This is a genomic window from Promicromonospora soli, assembly GCF_014653785.1.
GTDB lineage: Bacteria > Actinomycetota > Actinomycetes > Actinomycetales > Cellulomonadaceae > Promicromonospora > Promicromonospora soli.
The window spans coordinates 56,237-79,337 of the sequence record NZ_BNAS01000010.1 but is presented as its reverse complement, the minus strand read 5'-3'; the positions used below and the strand labels follow the sequence as shown (position 1 = coordinate 79,337).

General features: G+C 71.4%; 25 protein-coding genes and 1 tRNA gene. 10 read left to right on the top strand and 16 right to left on the bottom strand.

Features of this window, described 5'->3' with window-relative positions; all coding sequences use genetic code 11:
* Positions 1-44 precede the first annotated feature (44 nt).
* Positions 45-479, top strand: coding sequence for a nucleoside deaminase (locus tag IE250_RS23210; RefSeq protein WP_189671745.1), 435 nt, complete (start codon positions 45-47; stop codon positions 477-479).
* 59 nt (positions 480-538) lie between these two features.
* Here IE250_RS23210 and IE250_RS23205 read toward each other — a convergent pair whose 3' ends face one another.
* Positions 539-1,183: a hypothetical protein gene (locus IE250_RS23205; protein ID WP_189671695.1), complete on the bottom strand. Its 645-nt coding sequence runs from the start codon at positions 1,181-1,183 to the stop codon at positions 539-541.
* Positions 1,174-2,310 (bottom strand): L-histidine N(alpha)-methyltransferase, encoded by a 1,137-nt coding sequence (locus IE250_RS23200; RefSeq protein WP_189671694.1) that lies wholly within the window; start codon positions 2,308-2,310, stop codon positions 1,174-1,176. Before IE250_RS23200 ends, IE250_RS23205 begins: the two co-directional genes overlap by 10 nt.
* Positions 2,311-2,485: 175 nt before the next feature.
* On the opposite strand from IE250_RS23200, the gene IE250_RS23195 reads away from it, so the two are divergent.
* Complete coding sequence (locus IE250_RS23195) at positions 2,486-3,295, top strand: Sir2 family NAD-dependent protein deacetylase (RefSeq protein ID WP_189671744.1); 810 nt, start codon at positions 2,486-2,488, stop codon at positions 3,293-3,295.
* 73 nt (positions 3,296-3,368) lie between these two features.
* Here the strand turns inward: IE250_RS23195 and IE250_RS23190 are convergent, their stop codons facing one another.
* Positions 3,369-4,325: a transglutaminase-like domain-containing protein gene (locus IE250_RS23190; RefSeq protein ID WP_189671693.1), complete on the bottom strand. Its 957-nt coding sequence runs from the start codon at positions 4,323-4,325 to the stop codon at positions 3,369-3,371.
* A gap of 254 nt (positions 4,326-4,579) precedes the next feature.
* On the opposite strand from IE250_RS23190, the gene IE250_RS23185 reads away from it, so the two are divergent.
* Positions 4,580-5,611, top strand: a complete 1,032-nt coding sequence (locus IE250_RS23185; RefSeq protein WP_189671692.1) for an arabinan endo-1,5-alpha-L-arabinosidase — start codon at positions 4,580-4,582, stop codon at positions 5,609-5,611.
* Between the two features lie 115 nt (positions 5,612-5,726).
* On the opposite strand, the gene IE250_RS23180 is transcribed toward IE250_RS23185, so the two are convergent.
* Genes IE250_RS23180 through IE250_RS23170 form a run of 3 tightly spaced genes read right to left on the bottom strand, consistent with a single transcriptional unit; the run spans position 5,727 to position 8,811 of the window.
* Positions 5,727-7,322 carry a carbohydrate-binding domain-containing protein gene (locus IE250_RS23180; RefSeq protein ID WP_189671691.1) on the bottom strand — a complete coding sequence of 532 codons (1,596 nt, stop codon included), beginning with the start codon at positions 7,320-7,322 and terminating at the stop codon, positions 5,727-5,729.
* Complete coding sequence (locus IE250_RS23175; RefSeq protein ID WP_189671690.1) at positions 7,319-8,170, bottom strand: polyphosphate polymerase domain-containing protein; 852 nt, start codon at positions 8,168-8,170, stop codon at positions 7,319-7,321. Before IE250_RS23175 ends, IE250_RS23180 begins: the two co-directional genes overlap by 4 nt.
* Positions 8,167-8,811, bottom strand: a complete 645-nt coding sequence (locus IE250_RS23170; RefSeq protein ID WP_189671689.1) for a DUF4956 domain-containing protein — start codon at positions 8,809-8,811, stop codon at positions 8,167-8,169. Before IE250_RS23170 ends, IE250_RS23175 begins: the two co-directional genes overlap by 4 nt.
* Before the next feature lie 242 nt (positions 8,812-9,053).
* Between IE250_RS23170 and IE250_RS23165 the strand changes: the two genes are divergently transcribed.
* Together IE250_RS23165 and IE250_RS23160 are read left to right on the top strand one after the other, a co-directional pair.
* Positions 9,054-9,362, top strand: coding sequence for a hypothetical protein (locus tag IE250_RS23165; RefSeq protein ID WP_189671688.1), 309 nt, complete (start codon positions 9,054-9,056; stop codon positions 9,360-9,362).
* Positions 9,359-9,970, top strand: coding sequence for a hypothetical protein (locus IE250_RS23160; RefSeq protein ID WP_189671687.1), 612 nt, complete (start codon positions 9,359-9,361; stop codon positions 9,968-9,970). The genes IE250_RS23165 and IE250_RS23160 overlap by 4 nt, the downstream gene beginning before the upstream one ends.
* Before the next feature lie 12 nt (positions 9,971-9,982).
* Here the strand turns inward: IE250_RS23160 and IE250_RS23155 are convergent, their stop codons facing one another.
* Positions 9,983-10,696 (bottom strand): GntR family transcriptional regulator, encoded by a 714-nt coding sequence (locus IE250_RS23155; RefSeq protein ID WP_189671686.1) that lies wholly within the window; start codon positions 10,694-10,696, stop codon positions 9,983-9,985.
* Between the two features lie 162 nt (positions 10,697-10,858).
* Between IE250_RS23155 and IE250_RS23150 the strand changes: the two genes are divergently transcribed.
* Positions 10,859-10,945 (top strand) — tRNA-Ser (locus IE250_RS23150).
* 75 nt (positions 10,946-11,020) lie between these two features.
* Here IE250_RS23150 and IE250_RS23145 read toward each other — a convergent pair.
* Positions 11,021-11,224: a hypothetical protein gene (locus IE250_RS23145; protein ID WP_189671685.1), complete on the bottom strand. Its 204-nt coding sequence runs from the start codon at positions 11,222-11,224 to the stop codon at positions 11,021-11,023.
* A 162-nt stretch (positions 11,225-11,386) separates the two neighbouring features.
* Positions 11,387-11,653 (bottom strand): hypothetical protein, encoded by a 267-nt coding sequence (locus tag IE250_RS23140; protein WP_189671684.1) that lies wholly within the window; start codon positions 11,651-11,653, stop codon positions 11,387-11,389.
* Between the two features lie 438 nt (positions 11,654-12,091).
* Here IE250_RS23140 and IE250_RS23135 point away from each other — a divergent pair, with 438 nt between their 5' ends.
* Positions 12,092-13,015 carry a S66 peptidase family protein gene (locus IE250_RS23135; protein WP_189671683.1) on the top strand — a complete coding sequence of 308 codons (924 nt, stop codon included), beginning with the start codon at positions 12,092-12,094 and terminating at the stop codon, positions 13,013-13,015.
* A gap of 240 nt (positions 13,016-13,255) precedes the next feature.
* A complete protein-coding gene (locus IE250_RS23130; protein WP_189671682.1) occupies positions 13,256-13,663 on the top strand; it encodes a carboxymuconolactone decarboxylase family protein in 408 nt (135 codons plus the stop codon).
* A gap of 30 nt (positions 13,664-13,693) precedes the next feature.
* On the opposite strand, the gene IE250_RS23125 is transcribed toward IE250_RS23130, so the two are convergent.
* The gene (locus IE250_RS23125) at positions 13,694-14,074 is read right to left on the bottom strand and encodes a winged helix-turn-helix transcriptional regulator (protein ID WP_189671681.1); all 381 of its coding nucleotides are present in this window, start codon (positions 14,072-14,074) and stop codon (positions 13,694-13,696) included.
* Between the two features lie 116 nt (positions 14,075-14,190).
* Here IE250_RS23125 and IE250_RS23120 point away from each other — a divergent pair, with 116 nt between their 5' ends.
* Positions 14,191-15,090 carry an NAD(P)-dependent oxidoreductase gene (locus tag IE250_RS23120; protein WP_189671680.1) on the top strand — a complete coding sequence of 300 codons (900 nt, stop codon included), beginning with the start codon at positions 14,191-14,193 and terminating at the stop codon, positions 15,088-15,090.
* Positions 15,087-15,983 carry an NAD(P)-dependent oxidoreductase gene (locus IE250_RS23115; protein WP_189671679.1) on the top strand — a complete coding sequence of 299 codons (897 nt, stop codon included), beginning with the start codon at positions 15,087-15,089 and terminating at the stop codon, positions 15,981-15,983. The genes IE250_RS23120 and IE250_RS23115 overlap by 4 nt, the downstream gene beginning before the upstream one ends.
* A 46-nt stretch (positions 15,984-16,029) precedes the next feature.
* On the opposite strand, the gene IE250_RS23110 is transcribed toward IE250_RS23115, so the two are convergent.
* The 6 genes from IE250_RS23110 to IE250_RS23085 form a co-directional block, all read right to left on the bottom strand.
* Positions 16,030-17,295, bottom strand: coding sequence for a glycosyltransferase (locus IE250_RS23110; RefSeq protein WP_229872708.1), 1,266 nt, complete (start codon positions 17,293-17,295; stop codon positions 16,030-16,032).
* Between the two features lies 1 nt (position 17,296).
* Positions 17,297-18,442 carry a glycosyltransferase family 4 protein gene (locus IE250_RS23105; protein WP_189671678.1) on the bottom strand — a complete coding sequence of 382 codons (1,146 nt, stop codon included), beginning with the start codon at positions 18,440-18,442 and terminating at the stop codon, positions 17,297-17,299.
* Between the two features lie 160 nt (positions 18,443-18,602).
* On the bottom strand, positions 18,603-19,919 hold the full coding sequence (locus tag IE250_RS23100) for a glycosyltransferase 87 family protein (protein ID WP_189671677.1): 1,317 nt from the start codon (positions 19,917-19,919) through the stop codon (positions 18,603-18,605).
* A gap of 90 nt (positions 19,920-20,009) precedes the next feature.
* Positions 20,010-20,984 carry a DUF4097 family beta strand repeat-containing protein gene (locus IE250_RS23095; protein ID WP_189671676.1) on the bottom strand — a complete coding sequence of 325 codons (975 nt, stop codon included), beginning with the start codon at positions 20,982-20,984 and terminating at the stop codon, positions 20,010-20,012.
* Positions 20,984-21,643 (bottom strand): response regulator transcription factor, encoded by a 660-nt coding sequence (locus tag IE250_RS23090; RefSeq protein ID WP_189671675.1) that lies wholly within the window; start codon positions 21,641-21,643, stop codon positions 20,984-20,986. The genes IE250_RS23095 and IE250_RS23090 overlap by 1 nt, the downstream gene beginning before the upstream one ends.
* Positions 21,631-23,028 (bottom strand): sensor histidine kinase, encoded by a 1,398-nt coding sequence (locus IE250_RS23085; RefSeq protein ID WP_189671674.1) that lies wholly within the window; start codon positions 23,026-23,028, stop codon positions 21,631-21,633. The genes IE250_RS23090 and IE250_RS23085 overlap by 13 nt, the downstream gene beginning before the upstream one ends.
* Between the last annotated feature and the right edge of the window lie 73 nt (positions 23,029-23,101).

Here is a 23,101-nt window from a genome sequence, read left to right as displayed (position 1 = left end):
GCGCGATGAACGCCGCCGAGCGTCGCGCGCACTGGGAGAGCTGGATGGGCGTCGCGCTCGGCGAGGCCCGCCGCGCCCTCGACACCGGCGACGTGCCGGTCGGGGCACTGGTGCTCGACGAGGCGGGCCGGGTGATCGGCGTCGGGCGCAACGAGCGGGAGGCGACGGGTGACCCGACCGCCCACGCCGAGGTGCTCGCGATGCGGGCCGCTGCAGCCGCGCGCGGCGAGTGGCGTCTGACCGGCTGCACGCTCGTGGTGACCCTGGAACCGTGCGCGATGTGCGCAGGCGCGCTTGTCCAGGCGCGGGTGCGGCGCCTGGTCCTCGGCGCCTGGGACCCGAAGGCCGGCGCCACCGGCTCGGTGTGGGACCTGGTGCGCGACCAGCGCGCGCTGCACGAGGTCGAGGTGCTCGGCGGCATCCGCGAGGACGAGTGCGGGGCCCTGCTCCGGGAGTTCTTCGAGGCCCGGCGGGGCTGAGCCTGGGCTGGGCCGGGGCTCAGCCGGGCCTGGCGGCTCGAGCGGCCCGGAGCACCGGGTCAGACCCGGGGCAGCGCGGAGTGCAGCTGGTCGAGCAGCGTCCGCAGGCGCAGCAGGTACAGCCGCTCGTTCGCCAGGCTGGACATGTTCGACCCGACGTTATCGCCGTCCTGGTACTTGATGAGCATGAGCTCGAACTCGGTGAGGTCCCGCCGCCAGTTGTAGCCCTGGACGCGCTCCCGCCAGCGGTGCAGCTTCTCGACCAGGGCACTGTCGGGCGCCCTGCTGAGCACGCCCGAGGCGAGTGCGGCGTCGACGGCCGACAGTGCCAGCCGAGGGCTGACCGACAGGGCGCGCTGACCCCCGGTCCGGAGCCCGGCGAGGCGGCGCTCGACGATGGCGCGGTTCTGCTGCAGCTCGAAGACCACCGAGGCGACCAGCTCCGAGCGGCGCTCCGTCTCTGCGTTCTGGCGCTCCACGATGAGTCCGGTGACGCCCGCGAGGAGCGTCAGGGAGTTGACCCAGGGCTCCCACTCGGGTCCGACGCCGAGGATCCACAGGATGCCCAGGACGAACGCGACGGCCAGGAGGGCATAGGTGACCACGGCGACGATGACGCGCCGCCGGCGGGCCCAGCGGCGGTTCGACCATGCCGCCGCGACCCGTCGCCGCAGCAGGCGCAGCCGCGCCGGCATCAGTTCCACACGTCGAACGTCGGCAGCTCGACGGGCGCGTTCTCGTCGTGCGCCAGAAGACGCAGCTCCAGGCCGAAGGGGTTCTGTCGCTGGGTGTGCCGGAAGCGTTCCCGCTGCCTGTGGGTGGTGCGCAGGCCGGCGCCGGCCACCAGCTGGTCGATCCGCACGGTCGTGTACTTGCGGGTCGTGTACAGCCGGATGGTGTCGTGCGGCTCGAGGTGGATCGGGCGGCTGCCGGGGATGAGCATCCGGATGGCCTCGCCGCCGGCGTTCTGCCAGTAGACCTTGAGGAGGATGCTCTCGTCCTCGACCGATCCGGTGAACCTGACCTGGTCGAGGTCGATCTTGAGGTCGGTGTTGTAGCGGACGGCGCTCGCCACGAACTCCACGAACCCACGGGTCTGCCGATACTCGGCCTCGGCGGCGTGCACGGTGCCCGGGGCCAGGTCCTCCGTGGTGGCGAACTCGACGAGGATCCGGTCCTGAGGGCGCAGGACCCGCGCGATCCCGTTGAGGAACTCCGCGTCGTCGTCGAAGTTGGCGACGGTGTTGCCGACGAGCGAGTAGAGGATCGACTCCTCGCCGACCAGGCGGTCGAGGAACTGCTGCAGCTCCTCGAGGTTGCCGTCCAGGGAGAGGTCGATCTGCAGGCCCAGCGAGCGATCCAGAGGGAAGTGCGCGTCCCGGACGGCGGTGCGGGAGCCGGTCCGGAGCATCTCGGCGCTCATGTCCACCGGGATGTAGAGCATCGACGGGTTGGCCCGAAGCATCGTCTCCAGGAACATCCCGTCCTTGGCGCCCGTCCCCACGCCGAGGCTGACCAGGTGCACGCACTCGTCGGTGACGAGCGGCGAGATGCTGCGCCACTGCCTGCGGAACATCTCCGTGCCGACCTTGATCACCATGTAGGTCGGGTCGTTCGAGGCGTTGAACCAGGCGATGGTGGGACCGATACCCCAGTATGCGTACCCCGACGGGACCCGTTTGCCGTCGCCCGAGGCCGAGTGGCCGTCGTCGAGGTACTGGGCAAGGGTGGCGAGCTTGTCGGACTGGTCCTCGCCGACCAGCGTCACGGACCACGCGAAGTCGTCGCCGGCCAAGGTGCTGTCGATCCTTGATATCGCTGAGTCGCCCACGCGGTCCCCTCATGCTCCGGTGCAAAGAAATCCCAGGTTAGCGGGATGTGGGGCACTGCGAAATGGAACACATGGCAAGGACGGCGGCCCGCTCGCGGCATACCCTCGTAGGGTGTTTCCTCAAGCCCGCCCCACGACCTGGCAGCCCGAGGCCGTCGAGGTCGCCCGCACCACCGTGGACGACGCCGTAGCGGTCCTCAGCGGCCTCCGGATCACCGCACTCACGGGTGCCGGGGTCTCGACCGACTCCGGGATCCCCGACTACCGGGGCCCCGACTCCCCGCCGCGCAGCCCGATGACCTACCAGCAGTTCGTGGGCGACGAGGAGTTCCGCCGGCACTACTGGGCGCGCAACCACGTCGGCTGGCAGCACGTGAACCGCACCGCGCCGAACGCGGGCCACCGGGCGCTCGTCCGGCTCGAGGAGCGCGACATCCTCGCCGGGATCATCACCCAGAACGTGGACCTGCTGCACGAGGATGCGGGCTCCCGCAACGTCATCGACCTGCACGGACGCTACGACCGCGTGATCTGCCTGTCCTGCGCCCGGGTCATCTCCCGCGCGCACCTCGCCGAGCGGCTCGACGCCCTCAATCCAGGCTTCCTGGAGTCCGTCGGCGATGTCGCGGACATCGAGATCGCGCCGGACGCCGACGCCGTCATCGAGTCGACCGCCCACTTCCGGCCGGCGCCCTGCGAGTTCTGCGGGGGCATGCTCAAGCCGGAGATCGTCTACTTCGGCGAGAACGTGCCGCGCGAGCGCGTCGAGCGGGCGTTCGCGCTGGTGGACTCCGCCGACGCGCTGCTCGTCGCCGGCTCGTCGCTGACCGTGATGAGCGGGCTGCGGTTCGTGCGGCACGCGGCCGACGAGGGCAAGCCCGTGGTGATCGTGAACCGCGGCATCACCCGGGGCGACAAGTACGCGACGGTGAAGATCGACTCGGGGGTGACCCCCGTCCTGGAGGACCTAACCCGCCGCCTCTGACCCCTTTGTTGTGGGCGTGATCGTTGCGCCTAAAACGGGCGGACAGTCGCAACGATCACGCCCGCAACAAACGTCAGTGGGCGGAGAGGTCCGTTATGCCGGCGTGGCCCGTGGGGGAGAGCGTCAGCACGCGTTCGGCCGGGTGCAGCCGCACGTCCTCGCGGTACAGCTCGGCGAGCTGGTCGGCCGCCGACTCGTCACCGGCGTCGGAAGCGACGAGCAGGTAGGCGAGCTCGTCGGCGACGGTGTCGAGCTCGGCGTCGGACACGTCGGCGCCCGGCAGGCCGGCCTCCTGGATCCAGGAGGCCGCAGGCCCGCCTTCCGCCTCGCGGACGACCGGGCTCCTGAGCCGCGATCCCCACAGGTCCCAGAGCAGCAGCTCGTCGCGGTGCCGGTGCGCCACCTCGAGCAGCACGTAGTCGCGCACGAAGTCCCGGCCGCTCAGCCCCGGCAGATCCGGATCCACGCCGTACGTGGCCGGGTCGGTCGTCCCGGCGCGGATCGCCAGCCACGACTCGGCAGCGGTGCGGAACGGCGACTCGGGTCCGGTGGGCATGTCGTGGACGTCGAAGTCGAAGTCCTGTCGGTCGAGCTCCGGGTCGAACCGCACCCAGCGGTCGCCGTCCCAGCGCTCGCCCACCACGTGGTCGGCGTGCCAGCCCGGCGTGAAGTACGTGGCGAAACCGATCCGGGACCGCGCCGGGATCCCGTGCGTGCGCAGCACGCCGAGCGCGAGGAGCGTGTGGTCGCGGCAGCAGCCGGCCACCTGCTGCGCCTGCGTGCGCGGACCGTCGAGCGGGGCGCGCATCTCGGCGGCGTCCAGGATCGAGGTCAGCCAGCGGCGGTCCGGGTCGGCTCTCTGCGCCTCGGTCAGTCGCGGGCCACCGGCCCGGTAGTGCACGACGGCGGAGCAGACGAACTGGTGCAGGTCTTCCGGGTCGGTGCTCAGCTCGGTGAAGAACCCCGTGTGGGTTCCAGGGTTCGAGTACGGACTGTGGTCCGAGTAGTCGAAGAGCGTGGGCGCGGGCATCGGTGTCCTCCCTCGGCGGTGTCGGCACACTACCTCGCATTCGGCAGGGTTCAACAGCCCGGGCGGGGCCGAGCGCGAGGTCCGGCCGAGGCCTGCGGCAACGCGGATCCGCTTTGCCCCTTGACGTGCGAATTCACCCGTCCCACACTGTTCTACAACCTTGTAGAAGTCGGAGCGACGACGGTCCGGCGCCGGAATATGAACGCTCGCATGGGGCCCCCGTCGCTGTCGGCTCGTAACGGACGGAGGCAACGATGCACCAGGTCCCAGTACGTTCCACCCGCAGCGCCCGACGCCGACAGGCGGCCGTCGCGCTGCTCGTCGCCGCAGGGCTCGCGGTCACCCCAGCGGCGTCGGGCACGACGGCGGCGTCGGGCACGACGGCGGCGCCCGCCGCCGTGGCGGCGTATCCCAGTCCGGGTGTCGTCACCGGGAGCGTCGGGGTGCACGACCCGGAGGTCGCCAAGTCGCCCAGCGGCACCTACCTGCTCGCCCACACGGGCGACGGGATCACCCTGAAGACGTCCTCGGACCGCACCCAGTGGAACGACGCCGGAGCCGCGTTCCCGAACGGCGTCCCATGGGCGCACACGTACACGAACGGCAGCAACAACGTCTGGGCGCCGGACATCACGTACGTCAACGGCCGCTACTACATGTACTACTCGGCCTCGACGTTCGGCTCGAACCGTTCGGGCATCTTCCTGGCCACGAGCACGACTGGCGCGCAGGGATCGTGGACCAACCAGGGCCTCGTCATCGAGTCGAGGACGTCGGACAACTGGAACGCGATAGACCCGAACCTCGTGATCGACCAGTCGGGCCGCTGGTACATGAGCTTCGGTTCGTTCTGGTCGGGCATCAAGATGATCCGGCTCGACCCCGCGACGGGTAAGCGGTCCGGGACCGAGTTCCGGAGCATCGCCGGCCGGGGCGGCGGCGCCGTCGAGGCGCCGACCATCCACTACCGCAACGGGTACTACTACCTGTTCGTCTCGTTCGACGCCTGCTGCCAGGGCGCGAACAGCACCTACCGCGTGATGGTGGGGCGGTCGACGTCGGTCACCGGTCCCTACGTCGACCGCGCCGGGACCGCCATGACGTCCGGCGGCGGAACCGAGATCTTGGCCGGCCACGGGAGCATCCACGGTCCGGGCCACCAGGCGGTGCTCGCCGACGGCGACGCAGACGCGCTCTTCTACCACTACTACACGGACAGCGGAGCGTCGCGGCTGGGCATCAACCTGCTCGGCTACGACTCCGCGGGCTGGCCGTACGTGTACTGATCCGCGCGCACGGCCTCGACAGGCTCGACCACCGGTGGCGATCACGCGGTGGTCGAGCCTGGCCGTCGGTGGTCGAGCCTGGCCCGTTGGTGGTCGAGCCTGTCGAGACCCAGGGTCAGGGACGCATGCCCATGCCCGAGCCCTCCGGCGCCTCGCCTGCGGTGACGATGGCGACGTCCGCGCCGTCCGCCCGCAGCGTGTACTCCTCGCCGCTGGTCACGTCCGCCGAGGCCAGGACCGCCGCCTGCGCGTCCTTGGTCAGCGTCACCTCGGCGACCGTCGTCCCGGACGAGTCGACCACGGCCAGCTCCGAACCCGCGCTCAGCGTGTCGAAGGTCGCGGCGACCCAGCCCTCCGAGCCGTCGCCCGGAGTCTGCAGCATGCCCGACGATCCCACCGCAAGCAGCGTGCCGCCGTCCACCGTGATCGCGCTGGCGCTGTCGAGGGTGCCGTTGCCCGCATCCGTCGGGCCGAGGACGGTCACGTCGCCGCCCGAGACCGTCAGCGTCCCGTTCGAGTCCAGGCCGTCGCCTCCGGCGTCGACCGTAACGTCGCCGCCAGTGATCACCAGCGAGAAGTCACCCGCTGCCTCGCCCGGCATGCCGCCCCCGCCGCCCTGCGGCCGCTCCCCCTGCGGCATCGCGTCCGACGCCGGAGCCTCGCCCTCGGCGGGCGCATCGGAGGACGTCTCGTCGGTCGTGGTCGTGCCGCCCGCGGCGTTGAAGCCGTCGTCGGACGAGGTGACGTCGACAGTGCCGCCCGCGACGAGGATGTGCGCCGCCTCCAGGCCCTCGACGGACTCGGAGACGGTGACCGTGGCGCCGTCGACGACGAGCTCGCTCTCGGCGTGCACGCCGTCGTCGCCGGCCGCGACGGTCACCTCGCCGCCGAGGAGTGCCGCGTAGCCGACGGTCTCGCCGTCGTCGTTCGTGCCGTCCTCGTTGTCCGCCTTGAGGCCGTCGCCGGCGGCGTCGACGTCGATGGCGCCGCCGGCGACGACCAGGTAGTCCTTGCCGCGCACGCCGTCGTCCACAGCGGTGACGGTGATGTCGCCGCCCGCGATCACGAGGCCGTCCTTGGACGCGATGCCGTCGTTCGACCGGCCGGTGACGGTCAGCGCACCCGTGCCGGAGACGACCATGGTGTCGGATGAGAACAGCGCGGCGTTGGGCGCGTCCTCGCTGGTGTCCTCGTAGGTCGACGCGTCGGTCAGGCTGTTGGACGAGCCGTCCGCGAGTACCACCGAGACGTCGTCGGCCTGGGTGACGGCGATCGCGGAGCCGGCCGAGCTGGTGATGTCGGCGCCGTCGAGCACGAGCCGCACCACGCCGTCGGCCTCCGAGCTGACGACCACCTGCCCGTCGTCGAGAGTGCCGCTGATCCGGTAGGTGCCGGGGGCAGAGATGGTGACCGCGGAGCCGTCGGCCGTGGCTCCGTCGCCCGAGACGGTAGCGCTGTCGCCGTCGAGCGACACAGCGGTCTCGCTCGAGGTGTCCCAGGTCTCGTCGGCGAGGGCCGCGAGGCCGGTGTAGTCCTCGTTGTCGGCCAGGGCGTCGTCCACGGTGGTCGCGACGTCGGAGACGGTTGTGGTGGTCGTACCCGTGCCGCTCGTGGTCTCGGCGGCGGCCGCGCTGCACCCGGCGAGGGCGCCGATCGCCAGTGCGCCGGTGAGTGCGGCGGTCAGGACGGGGTGGGGTCGGCGGATCTTCATGAGGGGGTCCTCTCGCTGGTCAGGTCGGTGGTCATGGGGGTGGGCAGGCTCGGCTCCGACAGCACGAGCCGACGCCGGACGAGGCGCCGCCAGGGCGCGTCCGGCAGGTCGGGCAGCAGCACGGCCATCCCGGTGGCGTACTTGGAGATGCGGTCGGGGCGATGCCCGGCCCGCCAGAGCAGACGGTCCACGGACGAGGGCCCGGAGCCGGCAGCGGTCTTGGTCTCGACCACCACACGGTCGCCAAGCGCGGCGCTGCGGTGCACGGTCGGCCCGCCTCCAAGGGGACCTTCGTGCGGAATTTCGTGCCGGCCCATGCCGCCCGGCGCGAGCAGGTCCCAGATGAGGCCCGTGTCGAGGGTGACCCGTGCGTCGTCGAGCAGGAGCGTGGTGCGGTGGTACCGCGACCGCAGGGTCGGGGTGAGCACGGGGACCCGCGGCGCGCCGGCGTCGGCCAGACGGGCCGAGACGAAGGTGCGTGCGATGCCGAGGTGGTCGGCGTCGTCGTGCGGCTGCCGTTCCTTGACCGTGGTGCCGCGGCCCGCGCGGGTCTTCACCTCGACGAAGCACGACCCGGTGTCGACGTAGGTCCGCGTGCGGACCTTGAACCGACGACGGCGGCGCGTCGCCGCGAGGTGGTAGGCGTCCAGCTCGGGGGTGTCGAAGTAGGTGGAGTCGTAGGCGAACGAGCGGACGCCGTCGATCTCCAGCACCCGGGCGGGCGGGAGCGTGGCGAGCAGTGCGTCGAGCTCGTCCGGCGTCAGCACGTACTTGCGGTCGCGACGGGTCTGAAGGGCGGCGACGTCGTTCAGCTCGTCGAGGGTGACCGGGGTGAGAGCGCCGATCATCGGGCCGCCGCCGCCAGCTCCGAGCGTCCGTCGGCCGTGGCCCCCTGATGCAGGGTGATGGGGGCGCCGGTGCCGTCGTCGGTCACGACGGGCAGGCGGCGCGCCTCCGAGTAGCGGACGTCCACCCAGGTGGAGTCGTTCACGAGGTCCAGGCGCTGCACGGAGAGCGTGTGTACCCGCGCCCCCAGCAACTGCTCCAGATGCCTCACCAGCTCTACTTGGTCGGCGATTGCGCGGTCCAGCACCACCAGCTGGCTGTGGTGCCGGGCGAACAGGCGCGGATGGTCGGCCAGCGCCATGACCAGCAGGATCAGGCCGCTGCCCGCGATCCCCAGCCACCCGGTGCTCGTCCCCAGGCCGCCCAGCAGGCCGAGGGCGAGCGACGCGAAGTAGTACGCGACCTCGTGCTGCGACAGCTCCGAGGAACGCAGCCGGATGATCGACAGGACGCCGAACAGGCCCAGTCCCAGGCCCGCCGCGACGGCGCTCGCGGAGAGCGTCGCGGACACCGCGAGCACGCCCACGTTGACGCCGAGGTAAGCGACAACGAGGTCCCGCCGGCGGTGCCGCGGGAAGTACAGGGCGAAGGTCAGGAGGGTGACGGCGACAAGGTCGACCGCATAGAGCAAGAACTGATTCATCGGTTCTCCGGGGTTTGCGAGGTGATGAACCAGAGGTAAACGCATGGACCCGGTGGTGCCCTGTGGTGCCGCTGGGCTAAGCCTGGTACTGGCTGGGAGGGTCCTGGGAACCCGTTGGCCACGCTCTGGTACCGCGCATGGGACAAGGGCAAATTGTTGAACAAACTAGATACTTATGTCGGACGCGGCTAGCCTGGTTGTGCAGCGATGAACTGCCAGCCCGCGCCGGAGGATGAACCGACATGGCCGAACCGACAGTGCAGCAGCCCGTAGGGCGCCGGCTCGGCGTGCTGGTCCGAGCGGTGCCGCACCTCCTGCGGAAAGTGCGGGCCGACGTCGGCTCGCCGGAACCTGGTCAGGCTTCGGGGCCGGTTCAGCCCCGCGTCCTTTCCGTTCACCTGGACCTGGTGGTGACCGACGCCGACGACGCCGCGGATGCCCTCGACCGTGTTCAGGGCGCGCTCCGGCCGGGCGACCGGGTCTACCTCGTGGGGCGGCCGGAGGGCGCCGAACCGAGGGCGGACGACCGGCCGTTCACGATCTGGGCGTGAGCATGGCCGGCCTGCGGTGGGTGGTGGAGCGCCACGTGACTGTCGCGCGCACCGCCGTCGCCACGGTCACCTATCTGCTGCTGGCCACAGCGTTCGTCCTCGGCGTCCTGTGGTTCGCGCTCCCGGGAGAGCCGCGCTGGGAGCCGGCGGTCAACTCGCTGACGCTGGTCGCCGGCATGACGGGGCTCGTCGTCGAGCGACTGAGCGCCGAGGCCGAGCGACGCGCCCAGGTGCTGACCGTGATCCGGCGGGAGCTGGAGCGGAACCGGGCGATCCTCGCGGACAACGGGTTCGCGCGCGCTGCGGACGACCGCCCGCGAGCCGTCTTTGCGCGGCTCGCGGTCTCCGCGGTCGACGCGGCGCTCGTCTCGGGCGCGCTCGACCGGCGCAGGGATGCCGTCCTCGTGTCCGGTCTGCACCGGTGGCGCGACACCGTCCAGGGGTTCAACCGGCGCCTCGACCTCACCGAGAACATGAGCGTGCTGGAGCGGCAGACGTCGGGGGAGCGCGAGGTGTGGGATGCGGCGATGCGCCTGCGGGGCGGGTACGTGGCCACGACGCGGGCACAGCTGGAGGAACTGCTGGCGGAGCTGCCGCCGCCGCGGTGAGTTCTCCTTGGGTCAGGCGGGCGGGTTCGGGGTGCGCCTCCCGTATGCGGCCGCGACCGTTCGCTCCGACTGGACGAGGTAGTCGTCGAGCTCGGCTGCGGCAGCCGCGCTCTCCCCGGCGAGGGTCATCTCCAGGATCCGGGCGTTGCGGGACACGTAGGGGGCGTGCAGGTACTCCGGATTCGCGAGCAGGCCGAACGCCAGCCGCAGCTCCGCCGAGATGGTGGCGTAGAGCCGGTCCAGGTGCTCGCTGTCGGACAGCGCGACGATCCCACGGTGGAACTCCATGTTGGCCGTTCCGGCCGCTCGCCAGTCCTTCTCGTCGCGCGCCCGCTCGGCGCTCTCGACGGCCTCTCGCATGATGTTGGTCGCCGGGTGGCCGGGTAGCGCGTCCCGTAGGGACTGACCCTCGATCATGCGGCGTACCCGGTAGATGTCGAGGATCGAGGCGAGCGACGGCACGGCCACCATGACGCCGGCGTGCGGCCGCCGCACGAGCAGGTTCTCGTGCGTCAGCACGCGGAACGCCTCGCGGAGCGTGTTGCGGGAGACCTCCAGCGTCTCGGCCACGGTCTTCTCGGAGAGTCGGTCCCCGGGCTTCGCCGTGCCCGTGATGATCCAGGAGCGGATCGAGGCCGCCGTGCGCTCGACGAGGTCGCCGGCCTTGGCCTCCGAGAGACCGGCCGCTACCTCGGGAAGGGGCTCTGCGTCAGCGGTCGTCGCCATGTGCTCACTCTACGGTTGTGGTGGGGTCGCCGGACGAGGCAGGCTGTGTCGTCGGACAATTGCCGACCGAGTGAGACGATGGCCACGGTCCGTCTATCGATTCGTGGAACCGGGCATCGACCGGGTATCCTGCTACGGCCCGCTGCTGTTGCGGCGGGCAAAGGTAGCGTGTCCGAGCGGCCTAAGGAGCACGCCTCGAAAGCGTGTGTGGGTGAAAGTCCACCGTGGGTTCAAATCCCACCGCTACCGCGTTCCGGAGTGAACGATACGGCCCCTGACCAGCATCTTTGCCGGTTAGGGGCCGTCGTCGTTCCCCCAGATCCATCACTTCCCCATGACATTCGCCTCGGGGGAGTCGCTGTCGGGTTGGTTGACCAGCAGGTCCAGAACCACCCGCACGTCGGGCGCTATGTGCGTCCGCTTCACGTAGTGCCGCAGCGTCGTCGCCTCCGTCGAGTGACCGAGCTGTGCCGCCGTCTTCGTGTCGAGCTGTGCATCCGAGTGCGATTCGGCACCCGGCCCAGACATGACGAAGACGGTCCTGGATCACTCGCCAGGACCGTCTTTCGTTGCTAAGAGCTCACGGCCGCATCCCGGGCACTTCAACTCGCCGCGAACCAACGATCGGGAGACTCAAGCGGGTCAGTACCTACGATCGGCGGTCATCGCGCGGGCACGGGTTCTGGCCGATCAGCGGAAGCGGATGTCCGCGAGCCGGATGTTCTGGCACTGCATGGTGATCGCGTTCCCCTGGTTCTCCCAGCGGCTGTACCGCAGGCCGTCGGGGCAGCTGCTGACGACCTGGAACTGCGTCCCGGGCGCCGAGTCCGGGCAGGACACAGTCATCGTGTAGTCGCTCTTGACGACAGCACATCCGCTGGCCGACGCGGCCGGTGCGATGGCGAAGGAGCCAGCGAGAGCGGCAGCGGCAGCAAGCAGGGTCAAGGTCTTCTTCATGAGTGGTTCCCCCCAGATTGCGCGGAAGTCCCGAATGGCCCCCGACGGCGCAAACCTACGTCAGGGCCAAACAATGCGCATTGAAAACCCGAGCAAGCGTTAGCCCTCCGGCTGCCTCGAGGGCGAGCGCTCGGCAACGACCTCTCAACCGCCCGATCGCGATCACAGCCAACGACCTCCGGGGCCTCCACGCCCGGGTGGCATGGCGGGGAGAACGCCCGGCGCCGACGCCGACGGCGTCGAGCAGGCCGTCATGAGACCGACCACCAGTGCGGCAGCCGGGAGCCAAGCGGCGCGGCGAGTGCCCGGGCGCCCCCTGCGGAGTGGCACCGGGAAGGTCGGGCGAGACGCCATCGTCCCAGCGTGCCGGTTCGGGATGAACACCAAGTGACACGCCACGCCGGCTCGCGCCGCCGCTGGCCAGGTAGCGTCCTGCCCATGTCGCGACTGCCCGAGCCCCGGTTCGATGTGGCTCCGATACCGAGGCTCAAGCCCGACGACCTCATCGCGCTCGTCTCCCCGGCCAGCTGGAGCGAGGACTCGTGGCTGGTGGAGAGCGTCGCAACGGTCGAGTCCTGGGGCTTCAGGGCGCGCGTCGGAGACCATGCCGCCGACCGACTTGGGTACATGGCCGGCAGCGACAGTGGGCGCGCGGCAGATCTCAACGCCGCGATCCGTGACCCGGAGGTCAGAGCGATCCTGACCTTGCGGGGCGGGTGCGGAAGCCTCCGGCTGCTCGCCGACGTCGACACCGAGGCTCTCCGGGCAGACCCGAAACCGATCATCGGGTACAGCGACATCACCGCCCTGCACCAGCTGTGGCATCGGGCCGGCGTTCCGTCCGTCCATGGCGCGGTGGCCGGCGCTCACGCGCGCACCGTTCAGCGGCTCCTCGTTGGCGAGCGCGGCGAACCGGTGCGGAGCGACCGCGGTCAGTACGGTGCCGAGCTCACTACCACCGGCACAGTCGCCGGGCCCCTGTTCGGCGGGAACCTCGAGATGCTGGCTCGCAGCGTGGGCGTCGTGGACAACGACCTCGACGGCCATGTGCTGCTGTTGGAGATCAATCGTGCGGCCGGTCTCGGGATGGTCGACCGCGCTCTGACCCAGCTGCTGCTGTCCGGTGCGCTCGCAAAGGTCTCGGGCGTGGCGGTCGGGGTGCTCGAGGGGTTCGAGGGGTACCAGGACCGCGGATGGACCGTCTTGGACGTACTCCACGACCGATTGGGTTCGCTCGGAGTGCCCGTCCTCGCCGGGCTACCGCTCGGACACCTTGAAAGCCCGGTATCCGTCCCGCTCGGGGTCGAATGCGCGCTCGATGCGGACGCGGGGACCTTGCTCCTCGCCCCGCTGACCGACTGATCTGATCGGGAGATTGCCGACGGGCTGGTGGGCTCGCGCACCGACCACGTCCGTGGCGTTCGGCATGTCCTGCACGCCGCGCCGACACCCGGAGCCGTCCTGACCTGCATGTATATGGATCAAGGTCTTGCGCCGCCAGCCGCTCATCGGTTGAACTTGGACCGCGCCTACCGGCGCATGCTCCTGCGGCGATCTAGCGAGCCCACATCACCCATGCCGGCAGCTCAGAAGGAGAAGGCGATGACCGAAAACGATGCAGTGCGCGCCGAAAGATTCGAGTCCGGCAGGGAAGTGCTTGACTCCATTCACGACGACGCCGGGCACCAGGTCATCGACTCCCTGGCCGACATCGCCCCCGAGCTCGGGCACCAGATCGTGGCGTGGGGCTACGGGGACGTCTACGCCAGGCCCGACCTGGAACCGCAGGAGCGTCAGCTCGTGACGCTCGGGATACTCACCGCACTCGGCGGCAGCGAGGCGCAGCTCGAGGTGCATGTCGGCGCATCGCTCAACGTAGGGCTCACGCCGCAGCAGATCATCGAGGTCTTTCTGCACAGCTCCGTCTACTGCGGGTTCCCGCGCGCCTTGAACGCCGTCGACGTCGCCCGGAAGGTGTTCGGCGAGCGCGGGCTGCTGCCTCTGCCCTGACCTCGGGAGCCGCACCCGAGCCGCACCGCCTCACGGCCGCGGGAGCGCCGCCGCATCGCTGTGCTCGACCAGCTCCGACCGCTCGCGCCGGATCCGCGCCACACCCCAGGCCCCGAGCGGCGCGAGGGCGGCGTTGAGAGTCCGGCCGTGCGCCGTGAGGGAGTACTCGACGCGCGGCGGCACCTCGGCGTGCACCCGCCGGTGCACGAGCCCGTCGGCCTCCATCTCGCGGAGGTGCTGGGTCAGCATCTTCTCGCTGACGCCCGGCAGCCCGCGCCACAGCTCCGCGAACCGGCGCACACCGTGCTCGTCGAGCTCCCAGAGGATCAGGCCCTTCCACTTGCCGCTGACGACGTCGAGGGCGGCATCGATGCCGCAGATATAGGGGCCGCTGCGGGGCGTCTGCGTCATCGCGCACTCCTCATACTTACGAATTGGTGAGTACCCCACTAACTAGTGGGTACTTCCCTGATCGTACGCCGCAAGCTGACGATAACGAGGTTCGCATCGACACGAGGAGAACCTCCATGACCAACCCCCACGGCACCGGCGTCACGGTGCTCGGACTGGGCGCAATGGGCAGCGCCCTGGCAGCCGCGCTGCTCGACGCCGACCACGAGACAACCGTGTGGAACCGCACCCCCGAGCGCGCGGCCGGCCTGGCTGCGCGGGGCGCCAAGCCGGCGTCGTCGATCGGAGAGGCCGTCACGGCCCACCAGCTGGTGATCGCCTGCCTCCTCGACCATGCCTCCGTGCACGAGACCCTCGATCCGGTGATCGGCAGGATGCGGGGGAGCGCGCTGGTGAACCTCACGACCACCACGCCGAACGAGGCACGCGAGCTCGCCACCTGGGCGGCCGCGCACGGCGTCGACTACCTCGACGGCGCCATCATGGCGACCCCACCGATGATCGGCACCCCGGCGGCGTCGATCCTGTACAGCGGATCCGACGAGGTGTTCGCCGCCACCCGGCCGGTGCTCGACCGCTGGGCCACGAGCACGTACGACGGCGAGGACAGCGGCCTGGCCTCGCTGTTCGACCTGGCGATGCTCTCGGGGATGTACACCATGTTCGCCGGCTTCCTCCATGGGGCCGCGATGGCCGGCTCGGTCGGCGTCAGCGCCACCGAGTTCGCGGCCCGCGCCACACCGTTCCTCAGCGCGATGACGGCCGGCTTCGCCCACGACGCCGCGGTGATCGACCGCGGCGACTACACCGTCCCGGGCCAGCAGAGCCTCGACTTCTCCGACCTCAGCCACATCGTGCGCGCGAGCGAGGAGCAGGGCGTCGATCCCGCGCCCATCGCCGCGGTACAGGTACTGATCAGCCGGCAGATCGCAGAGGGCCACGGGGCCGAGGGCTTCGCGAGACTCTACGAGAGCCTGCGGGCGGACCGGGCCGACCTGACGGAGGTCGCACGATGACAGCTCCCGTCACCGTCATCGGCCTGGGCCCGATGGGCCAGGCCATGGTCCAGACCCTGCTGCGAGAGGGCCACCCGGTCACCGTCTGGAACCGGACGCCCAGCCGCGCCGCCGACGTCGTCGCGGCCGGCGCGAAGCTCGCCGACTCGCCGGCGGACGCCGTCGCGGCGAGCGAGCTCGTGATCCTCAGCCTCACCGACTACCAGGCGATGTACGACATCCTCGGACCCGTGACCGAGGCGCTCGCGGGCCGCACCGTCGTGAACCTCAGCTCGGACTCACCGGACCGCACGCGCGAGGGCGCCGCGTGGGCGGCGGAGCACGGCGCCCGCTTCCTGACCGGCGGGGTGATGACGCCGGCCCCGATGGTGGGCACCGAGGCCGCGTACGTCTACTACAGCGGCCCGGCCGGGGTGATGGAGGCCAGCCGCGAGACGCTGGCCACGATCGGCGCGCCGCGTTACCTCGGGGAGGACCTGGGGCTGGCGCAGCTCATGTACCAGGCCAACCTCGACGTGTTCCTCACCTCGCTCGCGTCGCTCCTGCACGCGACCGCACTGCTGGAGTCCGGCGGGGTCAAGGCCACGGAGGCGATGCCCGAGCTGATGCTGACCCTGGCTGGCATCTCGGAGATCCTGGACGCGGGCGGGAATCCCGGCGCGGAGATCGAGGCCGGCGAGCATCCGGGCCACCTGAGCACGATCGCCATGATGGGCGCGACCGCGGACCACGTAGTCGCCGCCAGCGCCGCGGGCGGCATCGACCTCGGGCTGCCGGCGGCGGTCCAGGCGTACTACACCTGGGCCCGCGAGCACGGTCACGGGGGCGACAACTGGACCCGGATCATCGACGCCATGCGGCCGCAGGACGGGGGTGCGGTTCCGTCAGCGTGATCGCCAGCGGGCTCACGACGCCCAGCTCGCGGCCCTAGATCGGGGACTACCGGATCGGGACTACCGGGCCCGGGACTACCGGCTCGGTCTGCGCTCTCTCGAGACGCGCCAGCTCGGGGACCACCGGGTCCGGTGTCAGGTCGAAGGCTTTGCGGGAGTGCAGCTCGAGCATCGCGTCCCCCGTGGCGCTCCACGGGAAGAGCTCGGCGCGGGCGCGGGCGGCCTTGCGCCGCTCGCCCACGTCGCGGTCCAGGACCTCGTGCAGTGCGAGGGCGAGCGCCGCCGCGTCCGGCGCGGCCGCTGCACCGGCGGTGCCGACCACCTCGGGGAGCGCGCTCGACGAGCTGCACACGACAGGCGTCCCGGAGGCCAGAGCCTCCAGCGCGGCGAGCCCGAACGTCTCGATCGGCCCCGGCGCGATGACGACGTCGGCGCAGGTCAGGAGGGTTGCGAGTCGGTCGCGGTCCGGGATGAACGAGAGGAACCGGTGCGGCAGCCCGGCCGCCTCCGCCCGGCGTCGCATCTTTGCCAGGAGCGGCCCCGCGCCGGCGACGACGAGCCGCACCCGGCGCCCGTCCCGCATGAGCTGGGCCGCGGCGTCGATCGCGAGGTCGGGCCGCTTCTCGGTGGACTGGCGGCTGGCGAGCACGATCAGCGCGGTGCCCGGCGACGCGTACTGGGCGCGCGCGTCGTCCGAGTACCGGTCGGGCCGGAACCGCTCCAGGTCCACTCCCAGCGGCACCCGGTACAGCGGCGGGAGCGCGGCGCTGCGTACGCGTTCGGCCAGCCGCTCCACCTCGCCCGCGGCGAACTGGGTGGTGGCCACGAGGCGGTCGAACCGGGTGAGCGTGGCGAGGTTGTACCGGTCGGCGAGGGCGGGCGTCGCCGCGGCGCCGAAAGCCGCCGCAGGACCGCCCTCGGCGGCACCGGGGATCCAGGACCGCAGCACGCCGTCGACCCGCTCGTGCAGCATCATCAGCGACGGGATGCCGGACTCGCGGGCCCAGTCGCCCAGGCCGGCGAGAGTGGTGCGGTCGCTCACCTCGAGGCGGTCGGGCGCGAGCGTCTCGAGCAGGCCGCGCATCTTGCCGGGCCGCACGACGGCGCGGTAGCCGCCGGAGAACGGCACGCGCGGCGCCGCCAGGGTGACGACCCGGACACCGTCCACGTGCGATACCCCGTCCCGCTTGCCGGGCACGACGAGCACTGGTTCGTGCCCCCGGGACAGATACTGCCCGGCCATGGCGTGCATCGCGGTCCGGATACCCCCTGAGCGGGGGCTGTAGAAGTTCGCGACGTGGACGATTCGCAAGTTATACCTCCGCTGAGCCGGCTCTCGCGTGCACCCGGATCGCGTCGTCGTAGTGCCCCATGAGCTCGGAGCAGATGTCGTGCCACGTGCGGCCCTCGGCGCGTTCGCGTGCCGAGGTTCCGAAGGCCCGCCGCTTGCGCTCGTCGCCCACCAGGTCGACGACGCGGGTGCGAAGCGCCTCGTGGTCACCTGGAGGGTACAGCCAGCCGTCGTGGGAGTGACGCACGATGTCCAGCGGGCCACCCGCGGCGGGTGCGACCACCGGGACGCCGCTGGCGTGCGCCTCCTGGAGCGTCTGGCCGAAGGTCTCGAGCTCACCCGGGTGCACGAACACGTCGAGGCTCGCCATCGCCCGCGACAGCTCGGCCCCGCGCAGCAGCCCGGTGAAGTGGGCGGCGGGCAGGATCTGCTGCAGGTCCTCCCGCTCGGGCCCGTCGCCGACGATCACGAGGCGCACGCCCGGCAGGTTCTGCACCACGCGCAGCGCCTCGACCTGCTTCTCGGCCGCGAGCCGGCCCACGTAGCCCACGAGGATCTCGCGGCCGGCGCCGACCTTGCGGCGCCATGCCTCGTCCCGGAACCGCGGGTGGAACGCCTGCGTGTCGACGCCCCGCCCCCACAGGCGGAGGTTGGGGATGCCGTGGTTCTCGAGCTGCCGCATGGTCGCCGTCGACGGCGCGAGCGTCATCGTCGCGCGCTCGTGGATGTCCTTGACGCGCTTCCAGAGCAGCGGTTCGAAGCCGCCCAGGCCGTAGCGCGCCGCGTAGCCGGGCACCTCGGTCTGGTAGACGGCGACGCTCGGCAGGCGCAGGCGCTCGGCTGCGAGGATGCCGCGCCAGCCGAGGATGAACGGTGACGCGAGGTGGACGACGTCGGGCGCGAACGTGGCAAGCGTGCGCTCGGTGCGCCACTTCTTGCCGACGACGAGCCGCACGTCCGGGTACCCGGGGAACCCGATCGAGCCGAGCTCGACCACCGGGGCACCGCTGACGAAGGGCGGGACGTGGCCGATCGAGGCATCGGCGTCGGGCGCGAGGACCATCGCCTGGTCCCCCCTCGCCTGCAGGTGCTCGAGGACCCGCAGGACGGAATTCGTGACCCCGTTGACCTGCGGGAGAAAACTCTCCGCAACGATTGCTACTCGCACGCTACGAACCTGCCGGTCGTCGATGTCCGGACGAAGTCTTCCGTGCGGCGAGTCGGGGAACGGGTGACGTCGAGACGGTTACCGCTACACACGAAATTCACGAACCTGACCGTAGCGGAGCCTCCATGCACCCGGCATGGGGAACACCGTGAACGGGCCCTCAACGTGCCCTGGACGTTACCTGGCGGGCAACGGCGAGCTGGACCAGCCGGACCACCGCTCCGACCAGCAGCGCCACGAGAAGCAGGTTGCGCAGAGCGCCGACGCTCGTGGCCAGCGGCCAGCCGCCGAGGAACTGGCCGTACTGGAGCGGGTAGATCTCCATGGTCAGGCGCGCGACGACCAGGGTGCCGAGCGCGGGCAGGAACCACGTGCGGCGCGTGCCCTGGGCGCGGCTGCCGAGCGCGATCGCCGCCGCGATGGGCGGTCCGATCCACGCGATGAACTGCGGCGAGCCCACCTTGTTGAAGACGATGAGGGCCAGCAGCTCGGCGGCGGCGCCGAGCAGCACGATGTCCCCGACGCGGTCCGGCCGGCGTCGGGCGGCCCACCACATGAGGGCCGCGATCAGGACCGCGGCGACCGGGAGCGCGACGTCGAGCGCCTGCGCGACGGCGTCGGCACCTGCGCCCTGGACCTCGTAGGTGTAGATGACCTTGTCGTACTCGACCTGGATCGAGGGGTCCCAGAGGCGAGCCACGGTGAACGGCGTCGCGCCGACGGCCTCGACCTGGAGCTGGCGGTCGCCCTGCTCGCCGAACACGTCTAGCACGTTGTCCTGCCCGCCGCCAGCGAAGGCGACGCCGATGACGACGGCGGACACCGCAGCGCCCGGCAGCACGACGTTCCGGAGGAACTCCTTGGCGCTCGACGCCGTCGCGGCCAGGGCCAGGGCCACCGCACCCGGGGCGATCTTGATCCAGGCCCCGATGGTGGCCAGCGTCATCGCGAGCGCGGGGCGCCGGGCCGCGACGAGGAGGGCGACGAGGATGATCGGTGCGAGCAGGCCGTCGAGCCGGCCGATCCAGATGGGGCCGAGCGCCACGAGGAAGGCGAGCCAGAACCAGACGGCGGCCCGGCCGCGCGGGCGGGCGCGGCCGAGCACCACGACTGCGCAGGCGTTGGCGACCGTCACCATGGCCATCCACACCCAGTCGTAGGCCGGAGTGGACTCGGTGACCAGCGCTGGGATCGCCATGGGTGCCAGGGCACCGAGCGGGTACACCCAGTCGTAGTTGAAGACCGGCCACCAGTCGGCGTTCACGCCGTTGCGGACCCACCACTCGTACAGGTGCACGTCGCCGAGGATCTGGGCCTCGAAGACCCAGGCCTGCAGGATGATCCAGCCGTGGGCCAGCGCGAACGCGACCCACAGGGCAGGCCACGACGAGAGCACACGGATGGCTGACCGCAGGACATCGTTGCCCGCGGCCTCGGGCGTTGTCGACAGGTCTGACGAGCTCGGCACGGGCCACATCCTTGCACTGATCGGGCCGGCGTTGGAGAAGTCGTGTGGCGAGGTAGTACTACTACCTCGCCACACGACTACTTCGGCAAGGGCGCCTGTCTACTGGTTGAGATAGGCGACGTCACCGTTCGAGCTGCGGATCTCGACGGTGCGCTCGGCATCCGGGTCGGTCGGGCCCTCGATGATCTCGTCGCCGTTCGAGGTCTCCAGCGTCAGGGCCACGGGCTCGCCGTTGCCGATCACGGTGATCCCGCCGTTGCTGGTCTCGCCGTAGACGTCACCGTCCACCGCCGAGACCTCGACCGACCCGTTGCTGGTCGTCGCCGAGGCGTCGCCGGTCACCGAGTCGATGGTGATCCGGCCGTTGCTCGTGTCGGCGGTGACGGTGCCGTCGACGCCGAGGATGGAGATCTCGCCGTTCGAGGTGGAGGCCACGACGTCGGCCCCGGAGTCCGTGACGTCGATGTCGCCGTTGCTGGAGTCCGCGAGGAGCCGGCCGCCGATGTCGCCGGCCTCGACCCGGCCGTTGCTCGTGTTCAGGGACACCTCGCCGGCCAGGCCGGTCGCGACGACGTCGCCGTTCTCCGTGCGGATGACCACCTCCGTGCCTGCGGGCAGGGTCACGTCGAGCTCGCCTGAGCAGCGGGGCAGGAAGATGGACCACCCGCACCGGTGCGTTATCTCGAGCCTGCTGCCGGACACGTCCTCCGAGTAGGTGGGCTCCCGCATCCCGCTGTGCGCGATGGCGTCCACCTCGATGTCGCCCTCGGCGGCAGTCACCGTCACGTCGCCGTCGGCCACCAGCTCGACGGAGTCCACGGCGTCGTAGGAATGGCTGGTCGTGGTGGTCTCGGACATCGCCAGGTCGACGAGGAACAGCGCGCCGAAGGCGACCACCGCGAGGGCGAGGACCGCGCCGGCCGCCCCCAGGACCCGGCCGGTCGCGCTGCGACGCGGCGGCCCGGGCGGGTACGCGCCGTCGTCCTGCGCGTACGGCCCCTGCTGGGCGTACGGCCCGGGCGGCCCGACGGCGTCCGCGGGGACGGGGTGATTCTCGGGACTGGGCTGGTTCATCATCGGGATCCGTTCTGGTCGAGCCAGCGCAGCACGGCGAGCACACGGCGGTGGTCGTCGGGGGCCGGCGGGAGGCCGAGCTTGTTCAGGATGTTGGTGACATGCTTCTCCACGGCGGCCAGCCCCACGACGAGGCGGTCCGCGATGGCGGCGTTGGAACGCCCCTCGGCCATGAGCTCGAGCACCTCGCGCTCGCGCCGGGTCAGGACGTCGAGGTCGGAGCCGGGGTGCCGCGCGATGATCTGGGTGACCACCTCGGGGTCCACGACGGTCCCGCCACCGGACACCCGGGCTACGGCGTCGAGGAACTCGTCGACGTCGGCCACGCGGTCCTTGAGCACGTAGCCCAGGCCGCGCGCGCCGCGCGCGAACAGCTCGGTCGCGTAGCTCTGCTCCACGTACTGCGAGAGCACGAGGACGGGCAGGTCCGGGTGGAGGCTGCGCAGGTGCACCGCTGCGCGCAGCCCTTCGTCGGTGTGCGACGGCGGCATCCGGACGTCGGTGACGAGCAGGTCGGGCAGCTCGGCGTCGGACGTCGAGAGCGCCCGGACCAGGCTGTCCGCGGTGCCGTGGCCCGTCACGGTGTGGCCCTCGGCGGCGAGCAGCCGGGTGAGGCCGTCCAGGAGGAGGACCGAGTCCTCCGCGATCACGATGCGCACGGGACCTCCACGGTCAGGCGGGTGCCCTTGCCGGGCGGGCTGTCGAGCTCGAACGTGCCGTCCAGGGCCGCGACGCGGCCGCGCAGGCCCTCGAGCCCGCTGCCGGGGGACGGCTCGGCGCCGCCCCGGCCGTCGTCGCACACCGCGACGCGCAGGCGCAGCGGATGGTCGTCGGGGACCAGGCTCGCCCGTACCCAGACCGAGTCGGCGCCGGCGTGCTTGGCGACGTTGGTCAGGGCCTCGGCGACCACGAAGTACGCGGCGGCCTGCGCGGCCGAGCCGGCGGGCGCGAGGTCCCCGACCACCTCCACGCGGACGGGGACCGGGCTGCGGCCGGCGAGCGCGGAGAGCGCGGCGTCGAGCCCGCGGTCGGAGAGGACGGCGGGGTGGATGCCGCGCACCAGGTCGCGCAGCTCGGCGAGGGTCTCCTTGATCTCGCGGTGCGCGAGCTCCAGGGCGGCGACCGCGTGCTCGGGGTCCTTGTCGGCCAGGCGGCGGGCCACGCCGAGCTCGACGCCGAGGGCGACGAGGCGCTGCTGGGCGCCGTCGTGCAGGTCGCGTTCGATGCGGCGGCGCTCGGTGTCGGCGGCCGAGACTGCCGCCGTGCGCGACTCGGTGAGGACCACCGCGCGTTCCCGGGCGGTGTGCGCGGCGGCCTCGGCGACGCGCGTCTCCTGCTCGGCCGCGGCGGCCCGGGCGTGGGCGACGTCGGCGGCGGACGGGCCGAGCAGGATCGTCGCGAGGCGCACCATGAGATAGGACCCGTACTGCGCGAGGGCGGACGCCGCCCATACGAGCACGACGGCGCCGGCGAGAGCGCCGACCACCGTGGCCGGCCACGACAGGCCGGACCACTCGGCGAGGGCGCTGCTCCGGCCCACCGCCACGAAGGCTACCGCGGCGATCGCCGCCGCGGCCAAGGCCGTGGCGATCGTGAAGAACGCGATGCTGACGAACATCGCCAGGAAGGCGTAGAGCGTGGCCGCCCAGGCCCGGCTGTCGCGGATCGGAGCCCACAGCCTCGACCAAAGACTCCGGGCCACGGGCACCGGGTACGGGGCGGGGATCGTTACCCCGGTCTGGATGGCGATGCGGGCCCGTTCGGCCGCGCCGAACCAGCGCGCGGCGACGAGGCAGACGGCGAGGAGCGGCAGGCCGACGCCGAGCGCGGGCACGACGCCGGCCGACACCAGGACGAGTATCCACAGGGTCAGGCCGGCCGTCAGGTGCCAGATCCAGCCGACGCCGAGCGCGGCGTAGGCGCGCCAGGTGGCGGGGTGATACGGCGCCCGGAAGAACGCGTCGCCAGAGACGAGCGCGGGCGCGACGTGGTCCTCGAGGGTGCGGGGCTGAGGCACCGGTGCCGGGCCGTCATCGCTGGTCATGGAAATGACACTAGGCCGACCGATGCGCGCGCGACATGCTGTGGCCCCACGGGGTGAGGGTGGGGTTTCCCCT